Source organism: Nocardia sp. NPDC057272 (assembly GCF_042668615.1).
Taxonomy (GTDB): Bacteria; Actinomycetota; Actinomycetes; order Mycobacteriales; family Mycobacteriaceae; genus Nocardia.
In genome coordinates this window covers 439,608-458,675 of the sequence record NZ_JBHUYK010000002.1, presented here as the reverse complement: position 1 = coordinate 458,675, position 19,068 = coordinate 439,608, and the positions used below count along the sequence as shown (strand labels likewise).

Sequence of the window (19,068 nt, the reverse complement as noted above, 5' to 3'; positions counted from 1 at the left end):
CGTGATGGGTGTCACATAGTGAATATAATATACTTTCCGCCTCGAAGGTGGTCGCGTTCGGTTCCCGGATAGCGGACCTTCGCTGCGCGGATTGTGACCCAGCTCTCTCACTTCTAGCGTCGTCCTCACGGCACTCGGCCGAACATTCCATCGCCGCAGGAGGACCAGAAATGCCTGACGTACCGCCACCGCTCGAGGTGAACCGCGAACCACGCGACGGCACCTGCCCCCGCTGCGGTGCCGCCGATCTGCGCGCGTATCCCGTTGTCGCGGAACAGGGTTGGGTGCAGGTCGTCAAGTGCCAGCACTGCCTGCACTCCGTGTCGCGCGAGCCTTGGCACCGGCTCGGTCCCATCCAGCTGCTCGCCGACCTCGTCTGAACACCGAATCACTTTCAGGAGCCATCATGATCGCAGTCGATGTGGGCGGCACGTTCACCGACGTCGTCGCCTGGCGCGACGGGCGGATCCACACCGCCAAGATTTCCACCGACTACGCCGAGGTCGCGGGCCCGGTACTGCGCGGCGCCGAGGTGCTCGGCGTCACGGACGCGGCGGTGTTCAACCACGCCAGCACGCACGGCCTCAACGCCGTGATCACCCGTCAGCTGCCCAAGATCGGCTTCCTGACCACCGAAGGCCACCGCGACATCCTCGACATGGGCCGGGTCTGGCGCCCGGCCGAGGCCATTCTCGACCCGCACTGGCGGCGCAGTTTCGGCGACGCCGCCAGGCCGTTGGTGCAGCGTTACCTGCGCCGCGGTATCCACGAGCGGATCACCGCCGACGGCGGGGTGCTCTTCGAACTCGACGAGGACCAGGCCAGGACTGAACTCGAGGTGCTGCGCCGGTGCGAGGTCGCCGGCGTGGCCATCTGCCTGATCAACGCCTACGTCGACCCGGTACACGAGCTGCGCCTGCGTGAACTGGTGCGCGAGGTGCTCGGCGACGTGCCGTGCTCGATCTCGAGCGAGGTCTCGCCGCTGGCGAAGGAATACGCCCGCGCCTCCACCACAGTGATCGACACCCTGATGAAGATCATCTACTCCGACTACACCGAGGGCCTGGAGAAGGGACTGAGCGAACTCGGATTCGCCGGTCAGCTCAACTTCGCCGACTGCGCCGCCACGCTGGTTCCGGCGGCCCAGGCGATGGAGCAGCCGTTCCGGATCGTGTTCTCCGGTCCCGCCGCGGGCACCGTGGCCTGCGCCCACTTCGGCAAGCTGATCGACGAAAACGACCTGCTGTGCGCCGATGTGGGGGGCACGTCCTGCGATATCAGCGTGGTCAGCGACGGCGAACCGTTCGTCAACACCACCTTCGAGCTTGAGCACGACCTCGTGGTCAACGCCCTCGCCAACGACATCTCCAGCATCGGCGCAGGCGGCGGCAGCATCGTGTCGATCGGCTCCGCCGGCGAGATCCAGGTCGGTCCGGACAGCGCCAGGGCCCAGCCCGGACCCGCCTGTTACGGCCGCGGCGGCACCCAACCGACGACCACCGACACCTGTCTGTTGATCGGAATCCTCGACGCGGACGACTTCGCCGGTGGGGAACTGCAGCTCGACGCCGACGCGGCGCGACGCGCATTCGACACCCTCGACACCGAGCTCGACCTCGCCCACCGGGTGCGCTACGCCTACGAGATGGCCGTCAACAACATGGCCGAGGGCGTGTTCAACGTCGCCATCAAGAACGGTGTCGACCCGCGCGACTACAGCCTCGTCGCCTTCGGTGCGGCAGGCCCGATGCTGCTGCCCGCGGTGCTCGACACCGTGCAGTGCAAACAGGTGATCGTGCCGCCGAACCCCGGTCTGTTCTCCGCCGTCGGGTTGCTTTCCACCGACCAGGTGTTCACCGTCGACCGCAGCGCCTACCTCATGCTCACCGGCGACGCCGCGCCCGCGATCGACGCCTTGTTCGCCGAGATGGAGGAGCAGTTGCGCGCGCGGACCGGAGGCGGATCGGTGCGCTTGCTGCGCAGCATGGACGCGCATCTGGCCGGTCAGAGCTGGGAGACACCGTTCGTGCCGGTGCCGAGCGGAACCATCGACGAGGCCGCTGTCGCCACGATGGTGTCGGCCTTCCACCAGACCTACGAGGCCCGCTCCGGCAATCGGTTCGAGATCATGCCCGTCGAGGGCGTGACGTTCCGGGTCCGCGCGGTGCTCGACACCCCCAAGGTCGAGTACGCGCGGATCGACACCCGCGGCCCGGCGGACGGAGTACTCGCGCCGATCCGCACGGTCACCCTGCGCTATCTCGGCGACCTCGACGCCGACGGTATCGGCGCTCAGCAAGCCCACGTCTACGACCGCACGAGTCTGCGGGCAGGCGACGTGCTGGACGGCCCCGCGGTCGTCGAAGAGGAACTGTCCACCACGCATGTCGGCGCGGGGCAGCAGGCCACCGTCGGCGAGTACGGCGAAATCGTGATCCGGAGGAAGTGACATGTCCAGTCCCACCATCCCCAACGCCCCACGGCTGCGGGACCTCTCCGACGCGGAGTTTCGCGAGCAGTACGGTTGCGACCGGTTCAGCGCCACGGTGATCACCAACCGGCTGCGCTACGCGGTCGAACACATGTCGACCGGATTCATGCGTGAGGCGTTCTCGCCCATCATCCGCGACTGGTACGACTTCGCCTGCACCATCAGCGGTCCCGCGAACAAGGGTTACCCGATGGCCGTGGTCAGCAACAGCTTGGTCGTGTTCCTCGGCACCATGGGCGACGCGGTGCGCAATGCCGTGGAGGAATACGGGCCCGAAAACCTGCGTCCCGGTGACGTGTTGATCTGCAACGACCCCTATCGCGGTGGCAGGCACGTGAACGACGTGGCATTCACCCGGCCGGTGTTCGTGGACGGCGAGATCATCTCCTACGTCACCATGTGCGCCCACCAGCTCGACATGGGCGGCACAGTGCCCGGCGGATTCTCGGCCACCAAGGCCAACGTCTACGAGAACGGCCTCGTCATCCCGCCCATGCTGCTCTGGTCGCAGGACCAGCCCGTGCGGTCCACCTTCAGCCTGATCTTCGACAACACCCGCTGGGGCGGCATGTTGCTGCCCGACTTCAAAAGCATCTTCCAGCAGTTGAAGCTGGGGGAGCGGCTGGTGCTGGAGAACATCGACAGGTACGGGCTCGCGGCGTACCTCGGCACACTGGACTACTCGTGCGACACCTCCGCCGAGCGAATGCGCGACGCGATCGCGCTGGTGCCCGACGGCGACTACGCGGGTTCGGCGTTGATCGATGCCGACGGCCTCGACGACACCATCGACTACACCGTGCGTGTTCTCGTCCGCAAGCGCGGGGAGAACATGGAGATCGACCTGTCGGGCACCTCACCGCAGGCACGCACGTGCATCAACTGTGGTGTGCTCGACGCCAAAACAGCTGTGGGCGTGGCACTGACGATGCTGCTGGACCCGAAAGTGCCGTTCACCTCGGGTACCTGGCGCAACGTCGACCTCGCCGTGCCGCCGGGGACGATCGTATCCTCGCTCCCGCCCGACGGCGGCATCATGATGTTCTGGGAGGCCTCGGGCGCCGTCGCGTCCGCGGTGTTCGACGCGCTCAATCCCGTACTCGGACACCAGGGTGTCGGCGGCGACTACGGTTCCACCAACACCCACAACGCCTCCGGCGTGCGGTCCGACGGCACACCGTGGACCTCGGCCACCCAGTGCGGCGGCGAGCACGGGCCTTGGGGTGCCACGCAGGCCGGTGACGGTGACAGCTACACGGTGCTGTTCACGCTCAACAACCTCGACCCGGCGACCGAGACCATCGAACGTGACTCGCCGGTTGTGCTGTTGCGCAAGGAACATGCCATCGACACCGGTGGTGCGGGAGTGTTCCGTGGCGGCGCGGCCAATCTCAAAGACGCGCTGTGGCTCACCGCGGGCGCTCACTACCTGTCACCGTTCCGCACCAAGGAAGCCTCGGGCGTGGGTGCCAACGGCGGACAGGCCGGCCCCACCGGTGCGATGTGGTTGTTCCCGCCGGGCGATGACAGCGCGACCCCCGGCCTGCTCGGGACCACAGCGGATGTTTACGCCGCCAGCGTCCCCGTCGCGGGCGTGCTCGACCCCGAAACCAAGGCACTGGACCCGGTCGACGGCCGGTACCACTACTTCGCCGCCGAACAGGTCTGGGCAACGCAGCCGAACACCGTCTTGCGCTGCCTCACCAACGGCGGTGGCGGATGGGGTGATCCGTTGCAGCGAGACCCCGAACGCGTGCTCGCCGACGTGCGCAACGAGTACGTGAGCGTCGCCGGCGCCGCACGCGACTACGGAGTGGTCATCGAAGGCGACCCGCGTTCCGACCCCGAGGGTCTTCGCATCGACGACGAGGCGAGCGCGCAGCTCCGTGCGGGGCGGTCGGCATGACCGCCCGCACGACACCGGCGACACAGAGGAGACAGCGATGAAGGGAATCGTGTTCCCGGGCAACGGGACTACGGTCCTGAAAGACTTCCCCGATCCCGAGCCGGGCCACGGCGAGGTCGTGGTGAAGATCCGCGCATCGGGAATGTGCGGCTCGGATCTGCACTTCTACCACGGTGCCTTCGACTTCGATCGCTCGGTGATCCAAGGCCACGAACCCTGCGGCGAGGTATTCGCGGTGGGCGCAGGTGTCGACGCGGCCCAGGCCGCCGTGGGTGACCGCGTGATGATCCACCACTACTTCGGTTGTGGCACCTGCCGTCGCTGTCGTGCCGGGTGGCCGCAGATGTGTGAGACCGCGCCCGGCAAGACGATGGCGGTCCATGTCAACGGCGGCCACGCCGCTTTCACCGTGGTCCCGGTCGCCGCGTTGCTGCCGATGCCCGACGGGCTGTCGTTCGAAGCCGGTGCGGCCATCGGGTGCGGCACCGGCACCGCGTGGGGCGCGATCAAACGACTCGGCGAGGTATCGGACACGACCACTGTCGTCATCGGGCAAGGCCCGGTGGGACTTTCGGCGACCATGTTCGCCGCGTCGATGGGCGCCCGGGTGATCGCGGTCGATGTCGACGACCGCCGTCTGGCCAACAGCGCCCGGTTCGGTGCCGGCCTGGTGGTCAATTCCCGCGAGCGCGACTTGGCCGAGGCGGTCGCCGAGTACACCGGCGGGCGCATGGCCGACGTCGTTCTCGAGACCTCCGGCCGGGCCGGCGACGACGCTCTCGCCGTCCTCGGCACCTTCGGTCGCGCGGTGTTCACCGGCCTGCCCGGCGATGTCCAGTTCAAGACGCAGGCCGTCTACAAGAAGCAGTGGACGCTCATGACGTCCTGGACCATGTCCTCGATCGAGCAAGCGCGATGCGCTGATTACGTTGTCGCGCACAATCTTCCGGTCGACGAGCTGTATTCGCACACCTGGACCATCGAGCAGGCCGACGAGGCATACCGGTGGTTCGACAAACAGGACGCGGGCAAGGGCGTCTTCCTGTTCGACTGACCGCCGCGCGTCTTTTGTGATTCGGAGAAAACCATGACAACCACCCACCCCCTGCCCACCTTCGTCGGCAACGCCCAGCGCAACCTGATCGGCGGTCGCTGGGTGCCCGCCGCATCCGGCGAGACCATCCCCGTCGTCAATCCCGCCACCGGCGCCGAACTCGGCACCATCGCCGCAGGCGGCGCGGCGGACATCGATGCCGCGGTCGCGGCCGCCCGGGCCGCCTTCGACGGTGAATGGAGCCGGTGGACCCCGCATCAGCGGCGCTCGCTGATCCTGCGGGTCCACGACCTCGTCCTCGAGAATTTCGACGAGCTCGCGACCATCGAGACCCTGGACATGGGCGCACCCCTCACCCGGACCCGCGGTCTGCGCGAATGGACCTCGCAGGTACTGCAATTCTTCGCCTCCCAGGTCGACGCGGGCGCGGCCTCGACCCCGCCGAACTCGCTGCCCGGCGACTTCCTGACCCTGCGCTACCGCGAGCCGGTCGGCGTGGTGGGCGGCATCATTCCCTGGAACGGCCCGCTCATCGGCCTGTGGTGGATCTTCGGTCCGGCGCTCGCTACCGGGTGCACCGCCGTGCTCAAGCCCGCCGAAGACGCGTCGCTGTCGGTGCTGCGCGTGGCCGAATTGCTGACCGAAGCCGGTGTGCCCGACGGCGTCGTCAACGTGGTGACCGGCTACGGGAAGGACGCCGGTGCCACCCTGGCCGAGCATCCCGGCGTCGACCGGATCGCGTTCACCGGCTCGGTGGGCACCGCGCAGACCATCGTGCGGGCTTCGGCCGGGAACATGAAACGGCTACAACTCGAGCTCGGCGGCAAGTCACCCGACATCGTCTTCGCCGACGCCGATCTGGACCTGGCCGTGCCGGGCGCGGCGATGGGCGTGTACACCAACAGCGGTCAGGTCTGCGTCGCCGGGACGCGAATCTTCGTCCAGCGCGCGATCCACGACGAATTCGTCTCGCGCATGGCCGAATTCACCCAGACGATTCGCGTGGGTGACGGCCTCGACCCGAACAGCCAATTGGGCCCGCTGATCTCGCAACGACAGCTCGACAGGGTACTGAACTACATCGACATCGGCTCCGGTGAAGCCGAGCTGGTCAGCGGTGGACGGCGTCTGGACGGCGACCGCGCATCGGGCTTCTTCGTCGAACCGACGGTATTCGCCTCCGCGACCAACGAGATGACCATCGCCCAGGAGGAGATCTTCGGCCCGGTGGCGACGGTGATCCCCTTCGACGACATGGACGAGGCGCTGCACCTGGCCAACGCGACCCCCTACGGCCTGGCCGGCGGTGTCTGGACCAGGGATCTGACCACCGCCCACAAGGTTTCGCGCGGCATCACGGCCGGCACCGTCTGGGTCAACTGCTACGGCGTGCTCGACCCCTCCGTCGGATTCGGCGGCACCAAGATGAGCGGCTACGGCTGGAAGGGCGGGCGCGAACACGTGGAGAGCTACCTCTACCCCAAGGTGGTGTACATGAACCTGGGTTGACCGGCAACGGCGAAGATGCATCACGCACGGAGATTGTGATCCGGCACACTATGCGTGATATATAATCTACAAATCTATAAATCATCCGGGGTGGGGTTAGAAGGTCGACTATGAAACAGCCGTTCGATTCCAGCGACGAGGTCGCGGCACGCCCAGCGCCGGGCCGGTCCGTCGGACCTGCGGTGGTCATCGGTACCTCGTTGGAATGGTTCGACTTCTACCTCTACGCCTCGATGGCGGCACTGGTGTTCGGCAAGGTCTTCTTCCCGTCGAGCAATTCCTCGATCAGCACCCTCGCGGCGTTCGCGACCTTCGCGGTCGGCTTCCTGGCCCGTCCGCTCGGTGGCATTCTGTTCGGGATTCTGGGCGACAAGATCGGACGCAAGGCGGTGCTCTCGCTCAGCTTGCTGATCATGGGCATCGCGTCCGGCTTGATCGGATTACTGCCGTCCTATGAGTCGATCGGCATCGCGGCGCCGATCCTGCTGGTGATCCTGCGGATCCTGCAGGGCTTCGGCGCCAGTGCCGAACTGGGCAGCGCCATCGCTGTGGCCTATGAGTACGCCGACGAGAAGACCAGGGGCCGTTTCGGTGCACTGCCCGCGTTAGGTGCGCAGGTCGGCCTACTCGGCGCCTCGCTGGCGGTAACCGGTGTGACCAGCTTCGGTGACGAGTTCCTCTACGACTGGGGTTGGCGTATCCCGTTCGTCGCCAGCTTCGCCGTTGTCGGCGTCGGCTACTGGATCCGGCGGAACATGCCGGAGACGCCGGACTTCGAGCGGGTCGCCGCGCAAGCCAAGCAGCGCAAGGGTTTCCAGGTGTTCAAGGATCTGCTGAAGTCCGATTGGCGAGGACTCGCGGTGGTCGCCGCGGTCTACGGTGGCTACGCCGCGATCTCCTACACCTTCAAGACCTTCTCGCTGTCCTACCTCACCCAGTTCCAGGACGTGGCCGCCAACGTCGGCGCCTTCGGCATCACCTTGGCCAGCACGGCGGCGATCGTGATGGTGCCGTTCTTCGGCAGGCTCTGCGACAGGGTGGATCTGCGGCGCGTCATGGTGGGCGGCGCGGTGGGCGTCATGCTGCTGGCGTTTCCCATGTTCTGGGTCCTGAACACCGGCGAGCCCGTGCTCATCTGGGCCCTGCTGATCCTGGCGACCGGTGTGCTCGCGCCGCTGATCATCGTGGCCGCGAGCCCGTTCATGGCGCGACAGTTCCCCACCGAGGTCCGTGCGTCGGGTCTCGGTGCGGGCCGCGAAGTCAGCGGCGCGACGGCAGGCGGGCTGGTCCCGCTGGCCGCACTGGCGATCGTCACCGTCTCGCCCACGCACGCGACCTGGGGTGTCTCGCTGTTGATCATCGGCGCGGCCGTCCTGGTGGTCGTCGGTGTGCTCTTCGATCAGAAGGACCGGGCGCACTCACGGATCGTCGGTAAGGATCCGATGACGGAGGCCGAGGCGTACTGACGATGCCCCTTTACAAAGAGCATCTAGAACATAATGCTGAATGTGCACGGCCTCGCCGGGCATGAAGTGCCCGCGGCCCGGGGCCGATGTGCCGAACCATCGGGAGAGCACGACGGGAGAGGAAGCTCATGGCAACCGACAACATCGAGCACGTCCGAATCAAGGCCCTGGCCTGGGACCTCGCGGCCGACATCTACTATCCGCCAGGGTTCGACGCCGAACAGAAATACACCACGATCATCAGCGCCCACCCCACCGGTAGCTGCAAGGAACAGACCTCGGGCAATATCTACGCCACGGCGCTGGCTCAGCAGGGATTCGTCGCGATCGCCTTCGACGCCAGCTTCCAGGGCGACAGTGGCGGCGAACCACGTCTGATCGAAGACCCCGGATTCCGTACCGAGGACTTCAGCTATGTCATCGACTACCTGGTCACCCAGCCATGGGTCGACGAGAACCGCATCGGGGTACTCGCGATTTGCGGCGGCGGCGGCTACGCGGTGAACGCCACCATGACAGAACGACGTATCAAGGCGCTGGGTACCGTCACCGGCGCCAACGTCGGGCGCCGGATGCTCGAGGGGTTCACCGAGTACGACCCGCTCGGCGCGCTCGAGGCGATGGCCGCGCAACGCACCGCAGAGGCACGTGGCACGTCCGAGCAGGTCAACGATCTGCTGCCGCCGTCTCCGGAAGCGGCCGCGCAGGCGGGTCTGACCGATATCGATCTGGTCGAGGCGACCGAGTACTACAAGACCGATCGGGGGCGTAAACCCAACGGCCTCACCAGCTTCCTGTTCTCCCGTCAAGCCCGTCTCGTCGGCTGGGACGCGTATACCCGCGCCGAGATCCTGCTCACCCAGCCACTGTGCATCGTGGTCGGCGACAAGCCCGGCGCGTTCGGCGCCTACCGCGACGCCTTCGAGCTCTACCAACGTGCCGCCTCCGACGACAAGGAACTCGTCGTCTTGGAAGGGGTGTCCCACTACGAGCTCTACGACCAGCCCGAAGCGGTCTCGCAGGCGCTGGACCATCTCATCCCGTTCTTCAAGAAGCACCTCTGAACGGAGATCTACCTCGCAGGTGACGACCGGGCTCGATGCGGGGCCGTCTCTCTGTCTCGCCGGGCAGACCCCCGTGCCGTTGATTGGCGACCGCGAACGCGGGTATGCGCCTGTCATACGCAGATAAAGCATTATGCGTAATCATCGACAAGGGTTGGACTGGGGAGACGCACATGGCAAGGATCAAGCTAGAACCGCTCGCACAGCAGGTGGTTGTCGTCGCTGGTGGATCCAGCGGGATCGGACGGGAGACGGCACTTCGTCTAGCCGCTGCAGGAGCCAAGGTCGTGGTCGCGGCGCGGAACGAGGAAGGCCTCGCGACACTCGTACGTCAGATCGAGGACGCCGGCGGCGAAGCAGTTTACGCGGTCTGTGACGTCAGCGACCGAACTCAGGTCGAGGCCGTTGCCGAACTGGCCGTGGCGACATTCGGTCGCATCAATACCTGGGTCGCGGTGGCCGCGACGGTCGTCTACGCGGATTTCGAGGAGACCACGCCCGAGGAATTCCGTCGGCTCATGGAGGTCAACTTCATGGGGCAGGTGCACGGTTTCCAGGTCGCACTACCGCACCTGCGGCGTGCCGGGAGCGGTGCGCTGGTATCGGTCGGATCGGGTGAGACGGTGATTTCCATGCCGCTCAACAGCGCCTATGCCGCGTCCAAGCACGCGGTGGAAGGAATGATCGATGCGCTGCGGCGCGAGCTGAAAGCTTCGGGCACGCCGGTTTCCGTCACCAGCATCAAACCGGCCGCGATCAACACGCCCTTCTTCACCAACGGCCGCAACAAGATGGACGTGAAACCGAAGGGCGCTCCGCCCTTCTACGATCCGTCCGTCGTTGCGGACTGTGTGCTGTTCGCCGCCGCTCACCCGGTGCGCGATCTCTATGCCGGGGGCGCGGCCAAACTTATGAAGGTGACCCAGCACCTCACTCCGAGGGTGGCCGACGCTTTCCTGGCCAAGTTCGGTATTCCGTTGGAGCGCACAGACGAGCCAGCCGGGAACGCCGACGGCAATCTCTACGAGACCAGCGGAGATGCCCGCGTGCAAGGCGATTTCAGCAAGCAAGCCCTCCCTGCCAGTCCCTACACATGGTTGGCGACGCACCCCGCCGTTCGGCGTCTGATCTGGGTCGGTGCCGCGGGTGCGGTGGGAGCAAAGTGGGTCGGAGGGCGCGCGATGCGGCGCGCCTGAGGCACGCGACGGGCCCATATTCGTTCGGTCCTCAGGCGCGATGACGCTTGTGAGGCGGGTCGACGAAGATGTCGTATTCCAGATCGCCTACGCCACCGTAGGGCGAGAGATCGGTGATGCCCTCGGCGCGCAGCACATCGACGTCGAGGAACGTGTTCCCGGTGACGCCTGGTCGCGCATTGGGCGAACGTGTCGTCGGCGGCAATGGACCTGGCGGGCGGCACGATCTACGGCGCACCGTTCTGGAACCAGGCCAAGGTCAGCGCGGACAATCCGATCGAACAGATCGAACGCTACCGCAACAAACGGATCTTCTTGGCCGCGGGCACCAGCCCGGATCCGCTCAACTGGTTCGACAGTGTGAACGAGACCCAGGTGCTCGCGGGCCAGCGGGAGTTCCGGGCACGCCTGCGCGACGCGGACATACCGCACGAATGGCACGAGTTGCCCGGCGGTCACACCTTCCGGCCCGACATGTTCGCCCTGGATCTCGATGGCATCATCGTTCGGCTGCGACCCGCGGCACTCGTGTCCTCCAGGAACACGGTGCCGCAGCTGTAACCAGACGCCGTTCGGGTGTGTCCACCGAAATTCCAGCGCGACAACGTGATCTCCGTTGATCGGGGCACGCTAGAGTCAGAGCTCGTGAGGATGGTTGCCGGACGGGTCTGTAACGCTGCCAGCCTCGACCGCGACGGGCAACGCACGGACACGAGATGACAGCGAGGTGTGCAGCGTGCAGTACGCCGGACTCAACGGGCAGATCGAGGTAGTGGGCGATGCGTTGATCATCAGACGCACGGGCATGGTGGCCCGGATGGGCGGCACGTCGGGACCGGATCGCAGGATCCCGTTGCCGGCGATCTCGGGTGTGGGGTTCAAGGACGCGACCCGGCTGGTCAACGGGCACATCCAGCTGGGGCTGGGCGGACGGCCGATACGGGAGCTCGGCTCACAGGCCACCGGTGACCCCGACACTGTCGTGTTCACCCACAAGGCCGCGCCAGGTGGTCGCGGGTTCGAATCCTGTCAAGCCTGAAGGGGCAGCCCATCTGCCGGGTCAGCGCTGTTGTCGACCAGCATGCAGACTGTGAGTGCTTCTGATCGTCGCGGCCAAAGCTGCGAGGCGCTCGGGTCTTTCGTCGGGACGGGGCGTGGAGGCGGTATGAGGTCTTGCCTTCGGTCTATGCCGTGGGATCGACATCTGTTTTCGCGGGGTTCGGCTCTAGCGGCCTGTTCGCGAAGTTGGTGAGGCGATGCATCAATGCGCGAGCCGCGGCTGGTGTGAGGTCGGGCGGATTCGTCGGGACGATGACTTCGAGCTCTGCCGGTTCCGTGCTGGCGTCTCGGAGAGTGGCGCGCGTCGGCAAAGGGTTCTGGGGCAGGCCTGGTTTCTGCAGTGGGTCCACCTTCGGCAGTGGTGGCCTGGTCAGGGTTGCCTGCGGTGGACTCGATCGGCCCAAGGCCTCCGCGGTAGAGGGTTCCATGACCCGCTGATGTCGTCGGCTTCTTAAGGATCTCTCAGATTGACCCGTCTTGAACCCCCACGGGCTCCTGCCTGCGGTTTTGCGACTTACCCGACTCGGCTGTCCCCAGTGGCACACGGCCATATGTGCTGGTCAGAGGGGTAATGCGATGAAAAAAATTGTGTCCGGAGGGGGACTTGAACCCCCACGCCCTAATACGGGCACTAGCACCTCAAGCTAGCGCGTCTGCCATTCCGCCACCCGGACTTGCTGGTGTGCCAAAAGATTATCCGACGCGCCGTCGGAAACCAAATCGCCTAGCTGACCTGCTGTTTGTTCGGGTTCTGCACTCCATCGCTGAGATCGGTCCGACGCGGGATATCGATGCTTCGCGCTGCGGTTCGGCGTTGGTCTGCGATCGGCACCGTCCGTGTGCCGGTTGGCTGCCGTGGAGCGGCCGCTCCGTCGCGTAACCCAGGTCGGGCGGCCGATGGATAACATTCGGCCGCTCTTGACGGGCCGGAGTGCCGAGCGTAATTTACCAATCAGTCAATTCTACCCGTGACTATCGGTAACACACACATGTGGCTCGCGCCGGCAGGCGCGGGCCCGGCCGTCCAGCAAAGGAGCAATGGCGCTCATGGAACACCCCACGGCACTCTCTCAGCCCACCGCAGCCGACCGTCGATCGCGCGTACTCGATCGTCTCGCACGCCCGATATTGGACGTAGTCCTGCCGCGTATCGACTCGCGCATCCAGGATTCGACCAGGCCGTTCAGGGCACCGGAAATGATGCGACCGCATGCCGAGTCCCGGCGGTGGGCATGGACGCACTACGGAGTGTTCCTCCCCGAGCTACCCGGTCCCCACCGCTACCTGAACACGATGACCTTGATCGGCGCGACCGGTGCACTGGCTTTCGACAACGACTACCTCGCCGCCGATGACGCCCGCGACACGGCCACTGTCCTGTCGTCCACTGCCGCCGAGGGACACCACCATTACCGGGCCTACGACACCGGACGCGACTGCTCTTTCGCCGACGACGGCTCCCGTCTCGATTGGGGCCGCGACCTCAGCATCACCGGGGCGTATCCCTACTTCCACGTCCGCGGCCAGTATGACGATTTCGACGTGAGTCTCGATATTCGAGCGACGGACCAGGTTTCGTGGTTCGTCCGCACCCCCGTCTACGACCACCTCAGCCTGTTCGCGACCGCCACCGGAACCCTGACCGACAAGACCGGCACGGTCGCCATCGAACAGACGTTGTGCACGTTCGAATACGCCCGTTGTATGTCGCCGCAATCGGTTACGGCACAGGCGCTTCCGACACAACGCAAGCTCCCCGTCGATTTCTTCACCTACCAGATCATCAACCTCGACAGTTCGACGCAGGTCCTGCTGACCGAGGTTCGCGCCGCCGGCGCGGTCGCGTGCCGGCTCGCATATGTGCGGTGTCTCGACGGGACAACGCGGGTCTACGACGATGTCGCCATGACGGTCCTGTCCTATCAGCCGAAACCCCTGGTCGATCCTCGCGGCCGCCCGATGCGCGTCCCGCGACAACTGCGCTGGCGGGTGCGCGATGCGGCGGGTGCGGAGATCCTGACATTCGACGCCGAAGTCGACAGCCCGCTCCGCTACGGGCACGGCCGTGGCTATGTCGGCGCCTACACCTACCGAGGAACGTGGCAGGGCCGACGTTCAGTCACGGGAAGCGGCTACCTGGAGTGGATCGACTGCGAACCGGGGCAGTGACCCCGGCACGAGCACTCGAGCGTCGTTGTCTCGACCCGAAATGTTCACCGCGATTCGGCATCCACGGCGTCGCGCGACGCCGTGGAGCTGTCCGGTCCCTCAGGGTTCGTCCAACACGCTTGCCGGAACCCCGTAGGGCAGAAACCGCACCCGTCGGCGATCGTCGGTGTTGTCGCGATGTGCGCGTAAGGCCTCGAGCTCGGTCGGAAATACCTGGTCGACGCCGGCCTGGCCGGTGTCGTCGATGCCGAAGATCGCCCACACCCCGCTGCCGGTGTCACCGGTGGTCTCGCCCTCGGGCATCGGTGGGCGTGGCTGCTCCGGCTGGAACAACGGACCGAACAGCGACGTCAGTGAACCGACGTCGGCACGATCTACGCGGCTCAGATAGTCGCCAGCTTTTCCGAGCAGGTCGCGCAGTTCGGTTCCTGCCTCGCGCAGCGCACGTTCGAAATCTTGCGGATCGATGCCGAAAGGTTCATTGGTAGCCATCGCATCTGCTCCTGGGGACGAGTTGGGTGCTCCGTCCCTCAGTGTCCTCGCGAAACGACGACTTCGCCACGACGACGCTTCCGAGCTCATGGCGTCGGTGTCTGGCGGGCCGTTTCGATAACCACCCGCTCCTGCTCCCACCCCATGATCTCGTCCAACGCGATCGCGTACCAGGCTGCGCCGATACTCGTGAGGAATTGGGCCATGGTCGAATGGCCGTGCCGGGCAAGAGATTCGCGAACCTCGGCGAACTGGCCGATGCAATGTGACCCTCAGCCGTGCTGTGAAACCGCATCGCTTTGAAGCCGCCACATTTCATAGTTCCCGCATTCCGCCGTGATCTCAGCCGTCGCCTGGGCTGCGGCGAAGAAGTCGTCGGCCAGCGGCGAGGTGCGCGATGCCGCCATCGCGAGGTACACCTGGTCGGGCGCCAGATCCGGCACGGGCACGTAGCTGATGTCCGGACGTGAGTAGAACAGGGTCTCCGAACGCCCCACGAACGAGATTCCGCGGCCGGCGGCGACGTGCTCGAGCTTCTCCTCCACGCCGCGCACCCGGAGCCCGGAGTCGGGGAGCGGGCGCGTAGTGGGCTGCGTGCTCGCGTCGGCATGCCAGATCAGCGACTCACCGGCCAGGTCGGCCTCGAAGACCTCCTCCTTGCCTGCCAACCGGTGATCGGCGGGCAGCACCACCATGAGCGGCTCGGTGTAGAGCTGAGTCAGGCGCAGGCCGGTCTCGTCGATGGGCAGCCGCACATAGCCGACGTCGACGCGGCCGTCGAGCAGCATCGGGGCCTGGTCGTCCCATTCCATTCGCTGCACGTCCACCACCACGTCCGGATGCTGAGCCTCGAACGCCCGCGCCGCTGGGATGACCGGGATGCCGGCCCGAAAGCCGACTACCAGCCGATGGCTGCCGCGGGCGGCGACGGCCACCCGGCGCCGGACCGCGTGCGCGGAGGCGAGCAGCGGACCGGCGTCGGCCAGCAGTTGTCGGCCCGCGTCGGTCAGCGCTACGCCGTGGCGATCTCTGGTGAACAGCGCTGCGCCGAGATCGTGTTCCAGCGCACGGATCTGCCGACTGAGCGCCGGCTGCGCGATGTGCAGCTCATCGGCGGCGCGGCCGAAATGCAGCCTGTCGGCGACGGCGGCGAAGTAACGCAACTTGCGCAGATCCAGATCCATGGCGCCTCCTGGTCCGGTGATGCCTCCAAGGTATCACCACGGCTGAAATGGGTCTTGGACGCCAACTCGACCCAGTGGCATCGTTCATGGGGCGCAAGCGAATTCGGAATTGAACCAGAATTCGCACGTCAGTAATCGGTTCCCTCCATCGCGTCATTCGACGGCACTGACGAGCGCGACAAACAACCGAACTGTTTCGGATACCCAACAATTCAACGGAGTTATCGTGGGAAAGCTCGATGGCAAGGTAGCGGTAATCACCGGCGGATCCACCGGCATGGCACTGGCCGGCGCCAAACTGTTCGTCGAGGAAGGAGCGCACGTCTTCATCCAGGCCCGGCGGCAGGAAGCACTGGATGCCGCCGTCGAGCTGATCGGCCGCGGCGTCACCGCCGTCCAGGGTGATGCGTCCGATCTGGACGACCTGGACCGCCTGTACGACACCGTCAAGCGGGAAAAGGGCTCGATCGACGTGCTGTGGGCCAGCGCCGGGATGGGCGAACCCGCGGTCCTCGGCGAGATCACCGAGGAACAGTTCCACCGCTCCTTCTGGCTCAATGCGCGCGGCACCCTGTTCACGGTGCAGAAGGCGCTGCCGCTGATCAACGACAACGGCTCGATCTTCATGACCGGATCGAACGCCTCCCTCGGCGCCTTCCCCGGCTGGAGCCTCTACGCCGGAAGCAAAGCCGTCCAACAGGCCTGGGCCCGCGTCTGGCTCAACGAATTGCGTGACCGCAAGATCCGGGTCAACGTCCTGACTCCCGGCCAGGTCGCCACCGCCAAACAAGAAGAATTGTTCGACGAGGCCACCAGAGCCGAATTCGAGTCGCTCATCCCCCGCGGGAAAATGGGCCGCCCAGAAGAAATCGCTACCGTCGCCCTATTTCTCGCGTCCGACGACTCCAGCTATGTCAACGGTCTGGAGTTGGTCTCCGACGGCGGCACCACCGCCATCTGAACCACACCCCAGCAATGCCGTCGGCTCGAGAACGTAGTGGCCGGTGCCCCTGCGCTCGACCGGCATGAACGAGACAGAGCGACACCAATAGAACAGCGAGAGGGCACATCTCATGAGCAGCATCACCCTCATCGGTACGGGGAACATGGCTCGTACCATCGGCACGCTCGCGGTAGCGGGCGGCAATATCGTCGAGGTCATGGGCCGCGACCAGGCCAAGGCCGATGACCTGGCCGAGGCTCTCGGCGGCGGTGCGACGGTGGGAAAGTGGGGCGCCGTCCCGGCCGGGGACATCGTCATCACGGCCCTGTTGTACGACGGTGTCGTTCCGGTCGTCGCCGAGTACGGAGACGCACTCGCGGGCAAAGTCATCGTCGACATCAGCAACCCCTTCAACGCCGCGTTCGACGGACTGGCCCACAGCGAGGAAACCTCGATCGCGCAGGAAGTCGCCAAGGTGGCTCCGTCCGACGTCAGCGTGGTGAAGGCGTTCAACACCGTCTTTCGCAATGTCCTGGAGAACGGCCGGCCCAATATCTTCATCGCCGGCAACGATGCGCAGGCCAAGGCGGGGGTGGCGGCATTCATCGAGAGCCTCGGACTGCGCCCGATGGACGTCGGCGGCCTGAAAATGGCGCACTGGCTGGAAGGAATGGGCGTGGTCACGGTGGGCCTGGCAAACAACGGGGTCGGCCACTGGGAATTCGCCGTCGGCGTCAACGAATTCACCGGCTGAGCCCCCGGGCCCCTGTATTTCGATTCGGACCTGAGAAGGAAGGACATACCCCATGAGCAGCATCAGTTTCATCGGCTCGGGAACCATGGCCCGCGCTATCGCCACTCGCGCGGTCGCTGGGGGCAATACTGTCGAGATCCTCGGCCGCGACTCCGCCAAGGCCGAGGGCTTGGCTGCCGCGCTCGGCGGTGGTGCCACGGCCAAGACATTCGGCACCGTCCCTGCCGGCGACGTCGTCGTCCTCGCCGTGCCTTACACCAGCGCGGTGTCGGTCGTCGCCCAATACGGGGATGCGCTGGCCGGCAAGGTCATCATCGACATCACCAATACCTTCAACGCCGACGCCACCGGGCTTGTCACCCCGGACGGCACGTCCGGTGCGCAGGAGATCGCCAAGGTCGCCCCTGCGAGCGTGCACGTCGTCAAGGCGTTCAACACCGTGTTCGGGCACGTCATGGCCCAGGGCCGTCTGTTGGACGTATTCCTCGCCGGAGATGACGCGCGGGCCAAGGCCGGCGTGTCGGCGTTTGTCGAGAGCCTCGGACTGCGTCCCCTCGATGTCGGCGGACTCGAGATGGCTCGCTGGCTGGAAGGAGTCGGTCCGCTGCTGATGGGCCTGGCTCGCCACGGCGTGGGGAGCTTCGACGTCGCCCTCAGCGTCGGCATCGCCGACTGAGTAGGCGCGCACCGCCATCTCTTCCGCCGCATCACCGATAAGGAGCAGTAAATTGCGTGTTTTCGTCACTGGCGGGACCGGCTATTCCGGTTCGCACATCATCCCCGAACTCGTCACCGCCGGGCACGAGGTCACCGGCCTGGCCCGGTCGGACACGGCCGCGGCGGCCCTGTCCGCGCTCGGCGCGAAGGTACGTCGCGGCGATCTCGAGGATCTCGACGGGCTCAAAGACGCGGCCGCGGATTCCGGGGGCGTCATTCACGTCGCGCACAGGCAAGACCTGCTTCCCTCCGGCGGGCTCGACGCCGTGGCCGCCGCGGAACTCCCGATCATCCTCGCCTACGGCGAGGCACTCGCGGGAACCGGAAAGCCGTTGGTTGCGGCGGGGAGCATCGGCTCAGCCGGGAACCTGGGCCGACCGGCCACCGAGGAGGACGCGGCCCTTCCGAGTGGTGAGGAGTACAAGGGCACCCTGCGGGTTCGCAACGTCGTGGAAACCGCCGTAGTCGACCTCGCTGAGCAGGGAGTGCGGTCTTCGGTCGTGCGGTTTGCCAACATCGCGCACAGCACGACCGATCGTGGCGGGTTCCTCGTGCAGCTGATCGCGCTCGCGAAGGAGAAGGGTTTCGTCGGCTACCCCGGCGACGGCGCGAACCTGTGGAACGCCGTGCACGTCCGCGATATCGCCCCCGTGTTCCGCCTGGCGCTGGAGAAGGGGCCGGCCGGCAGGTACTGGCACGCGGTAGGGGAGGGGGGCATCCCGCTCCGCGATATCGCTGAGGCCATCGGCAGCCGACTGGGCCTGCCCGTCGTGAGCATTCCCTCGGATGTACTGATGGTGCCGGGATACTTCGGGTTCCTCGCGAACATAGTCACGCAGAGCTACCCGGCGTCCAACCACATCACCCGCCGAGCCCTCGGCTGGGAACCCACTCAGCCCGGCCTGCTCGCCGATTTGGACAACGGCCATTACTTCCCCGGGTAGGGAGCCTGATCACAAGGGACTGCTGCACGATCGGGTGGCACCACCCACGCTCAATCGTGAGTTCGCTGTGGCGAAGCGGACTTTCAACCCGCTGCGCCGACACATCCCTGGAAATCGAAA

At 66.0% G+C, this 19,068-nt stretch carries 17 protein-coding genes, 1 tRNA gene and 1 pseudogene; 15 read left to right on the top strand and 4 right to left on the bottom strand.

Annotated elements, in window-relative coordinates; translation table 11 throughout:
- Positions 1-170: 170 nt before the first annotated feature.
- The 8 genes from ACFULV_RS05190 (at position 171) to ACFULV_RS05155 (ending at position 10,686) form a co-directional block, all read left to right on the top strand.
- Complete coding sequence (locus ACFULV_RS05190; RefSeq protein ID WP_101463033.1) at positions 171-380, top strand: hypothetical protein; 210 nt, start codon at positions 171-173, stop codon at positions 378-380.
- Between the two features lie 26 nt (positions 381-406).
- On the top strand, positions 407-2,449 hold the full coding sequence (locus ACFULV_RS05185; RefSeq protein WP_378653353.1) for a hydantoinase/oxoprolinase family protein: 2,043 nt from the start codon (positions 407-409) through the stop codon (positions 2,447-2,449).
- 1 nt (position 2,450) lies between these two features.
- Positions 2,451-4,397: a hydantoinase B/oxoprolinase family protein gene (locus ACFULV_RS05180; protein WP_378653351.1), complete on the top strand. Its 1,947-nt coding sequence runs from the start codon at positions 2,451-2,453 to the stop codon at positions 4,395-4,397.
- A 37-nt stretch (positions 4,398-4,434) separates the two neighbouring features.
- Positions 4,435-5,451, top strand: coding sequence for an alcohol dehydrogenase catalytic domain-containing protein (locus ACFULV_RS05175; protein ID WP_378653349.1), 1,017 nt, complete (start codon positions 4,435-4,437; stop codon positions 5,449-5,451).
- A 33-nt stretch (positions 5,452-5,484) separates the two neighbouring features.
- Complete coding sequence (locus ACFULV_RS05170) at positions 5,485-6,960, top strand: aldehyde dehydrogenase family protein (RefSeq protein ID WP_378653347.1); 1,476 nt, start codon at positions 5,485-5,487, stop codon at positions 6,958-6,960.
- 110 nt (positions 6,961-7,070) lie between these two features.
- A complete protein-coding gene (locus ACFULV_RS05165) occupies positions 7,071-8,426 on the top strand; it encodes an MFS transporter (protein WP_378653345.1) in 1,356 nt (451 codons plus the stop codon).
- Between the two features lie 128 nt (positions 8,427-8,554).
- Positions 8,555-9,490, top strand: coding sequence for an alpha/beta hydrolase (locus tag ACFULV_RS05160; protein ID WP_378653343.1), 936 nt, complete (start codon positions 8,555-8,557; stop codon positions 9,488-9,490).
- A 173-nt stretch (positions 9,491-9,663) separates the two neighbouring features.
- The gene (locus ACFULV_RS05155; protein ID WP_378653341.1) at positions 9,664-10,686 is read left to right on the top strand and encodes an SDR family oxidoreductase; all 1,023 of its coding nucleotides are present in this window, start codon (positions 9,664-9,666) and stop codon (positions 10,684-10,686) included.
- 31 nt (positions 10,687-10,717) lie between these two features.
- Here ACFULV_RS05155 and ACFULV_RS05150 read toward each other — a convergent pair whose 3' ends face one another.
- Positions 10,718-10,891 (bottom strand): hypothetical protein, encoded by a 174-nt coding sequence (locus tag ACFULV_RS05150; RefSeq protein WP_378653339.1) that lies wholly within the window; start codon positions 10,889-10,891, stop codon positions 10,718-10,720.
- Between ACFULV_RS05150 and ACFULV_RS05145 the strand changes: the two are divergent.
- Positions 10,855-11,247 (top strand): annotated as a pseudogene (locus ACFULV_RS05145) (alpha/beta hydrolase-fold protein); the annotation flags it as partial. The gene ACFULV_RS05150 and the pseudogene ACFULV_RS05145 sit on opposite strands and share 37 nt — an antisense overlap.
- 175 nt (positions 11,248-11,422) lie before the next feature.
- Positions 11,423-11,725 carry a DUF4429 domain-containing protein gene (locus ACFULV_RS05140; RefSeq protein WP_378653337.1) on the top strand — a complete coding sequence of 101 codons (303 nt, stop codon included), beginning with the start codon at positions 11,423-11,425 and terminating at the stop codon, positions 11,723-11,725.
- 609 nt (positions 11,726-12,334) lie between these two features.
- On the opposite strand, the gene ACFULV_RS05135 is transcribed toward ACFULV_RS05140, so the two are convergent.
- Positions 12,335-12,419 (bottom strand) — tRNA-Leu (locus tag ACFULV_RS05135).
- A 523-nt stretch (positions 12,420-12,942) separates the two neighbouring features.
- Here ACFULV_RS05135 and ACFULV_RS05130 point away from each other — a divergent pair.
- A complete protein-coding gene (locus tag ACFULV_RS05130; protein ID WP_378653334.1) occupies positions 12,943-13,914 on the top strand; it encodes a DUF6670 family protein in 972 nt (323 codons plus the stop codon).
- A 99-nt stretch (positions 13,915-14,013) separates the two neighbouring features.
- On the opposite strand, the gene ACFULV_RS05125 is transcribed toward ACFULV_RS05130, so the two are convergent.
- Together ACFULV_RS05125 and ACFULV_RS05120 are read right to left on the bottom strand one after the other, a co-directional pair.
- Positions 14,014-14,406 (bottom strand): hypothetical protein, encoded by a 393-nt coding sequence (locus ACFULV_RS05125; protein ID WP_378653332.1) that lies wholly within the window; start codon positions 14,404-14,406, stop codon positions 14,014-14,016.
- A 272-nt stretch (positions 14,407-14,678) separates the two neighbouring features.
- A complete protein-coding gene (locus tag ACFULV_RS05120; RefSeq protein ID WP_378653330.1) occupies positions 14,679-15,590 on the bottom strand; it encodes a LysR family transcriptional regulator in 912 nt (303 codons plus the stop codon).
- A 226-nt stretch (positions 15,591-15,816) separates the two neighbouring features.
- On the opposite strand from ACFULV_RS05120, the gene ACFULV_RS05115 reads away from it, so the two are divergent.
- From ACFULV_RS05115 to ACFULV_RS05100, 4 genes are all read left to right on the top strand, one after another.
- Complete coding sequence (locus ACFULV_RS05115; RefSeq protein WP_378653328.1) at positions 15,817-16,551, top strand: SDR family NAD(P)-dependent oxidoreductase; 735 nt, start codon at positions 15,817-15,819, stop codon at positions 16,549-16,551.
- Between the two features lie 112 nt (positions 16,552-16,663).
- Positions 16,664-17,287: an NADPH-dependent F420 reductase gene (locus ACFULV_RS05110; RefSeq protein ID WP_378653325.1), complete on the top strand. Its 624-nt coding sequence runs from the start codon at positions 16,664-16,666 to the stop codon at positions 17,285-17,287.
- Between the two features lie 52 nt (positions 17,288-17,339).
- Positions 17,340-17,963, top strand: coding sequence for an NADPH-dependent F420 reductase (locus tag ACFULV_RS05105; protein WP_378653323.1), 624 nt, complete (start codon positions 17,340-17,342; stop codon positions 17,961-17,963).
- 52 nt (positions 17,964-18,015) lie between these two features.
- Complete coding sequence (locus ACFULV_RS05100; RefSeq protein ID WP_378653321.1) at positions 18,016-18,948, top strand: SDR family oxidoreductase; 933 nt, start codon at positions 18,016-18,018, stop codon at positions 18,946-18,948.
- The last annotated feature ends 120 nt before the right edge of the window (positions 18,949-19,068 follow it).

What these genes read in the sequence shown, in the direction of transcription:
- ACFULV_RS05130 (WP_378653334.1), top strand. Translation starts at nt 12,943, where the DNA reads ATGATGCGACCGCATGCCGAGTCCCGGCGGTGGGCATGGACGCACTAC.
- ACFULV_RS05190 (WP_101463033.1), top strand. Translation starts at nt 171, where the DNA reads ATGCCTGACGTACCGCCACCGCTCGAGGTGAACCGCGAACCACGCGAC.
- ACFULV_RS05170 (WP_378653347.1), top strand. Translation starts at nt 5,485, where the DNA reads ATGACAACCACCCACCCCCTGCCCACCTTCGTCGGCAACGCCCAGCGC.
- ACFULV_RS05165 (WP_378653345.1), top strand. Translation starts at nt 7,071, where the DNA reads ATGAAACAGCCGTTCGATTCCAGCGACGAGGTCGCGGCACGCCCAGCG.
- ACFULV_RS05180 (WP_378653351.1), top strand. Translation starts at nt 2,451, where the DNA reads ATGTCCAGTCCCACCATCCCCAACGCCCCACGGCTGCGGGACCTCTCC.
- ACFULV_RS05175 (WP_378653349.1), top strand. Translation starts at nt 4,435, where the DNA reads ATGAAGGGAATCGTGTTCCCGGGCAACGGGACTACGGTCCTGAAAGAC.
- ACFULV_RS05160 (WP_378653343.1), top strand. Translation starts at nt 8,555, where the DNA reads ATGGCAACCGACAACATCGAGCACGTCCGAATCAAGGCCCTGGCCTGG.
- ACFULV_RS05110 (WP_378653325.1), top strand. Translation starts at nt 16,664, where the DNA reads ATGAGCAGCATCACCCTCATCGGTACGGGGAACATGGCTCGTACCATC.
- ACFULV_RS05185 (WP_378653353.1), top strand. Translation starts at nt 407, where the DNA reads ATGATCGCAGTCGATGTGGGCGGCACGTTCACCGACGTCGTCGCCTGG.
- ACFULV_RS05120 (WP_378653330.1), bottom strand. Translation starts at nt 15,590, where the DNA reads ATGGATCTGGATCTGCGCAAGTTGCGTTACTTCGCCGCCGTCGCCGAC.
- ACFULV_RS05125 (WP_378653332.1), bottom strand. Translation starts at nt 14,406, where the DNA reads ATGGCTACCAATGAACCTTTCGGCATCGATCCGCAAGATTTCGAACGT.
- ACFULV_RS05105 (WP_378653323.1), top strand. Translation starts at nt 17,340, where the DNA reads ATGAGCAGCATCAGTTTCATCGGCTCGGGAACCATGGCCCGCGCTATC.
- ACFULV_RS05155 (WP_378653341.1), top strand. Translation starts at nt 9,664, where the DNA reads ATGGCAAGGATCAAGCTAGAACCGCTCGCACAGCAGGTGGTTGTCGTC.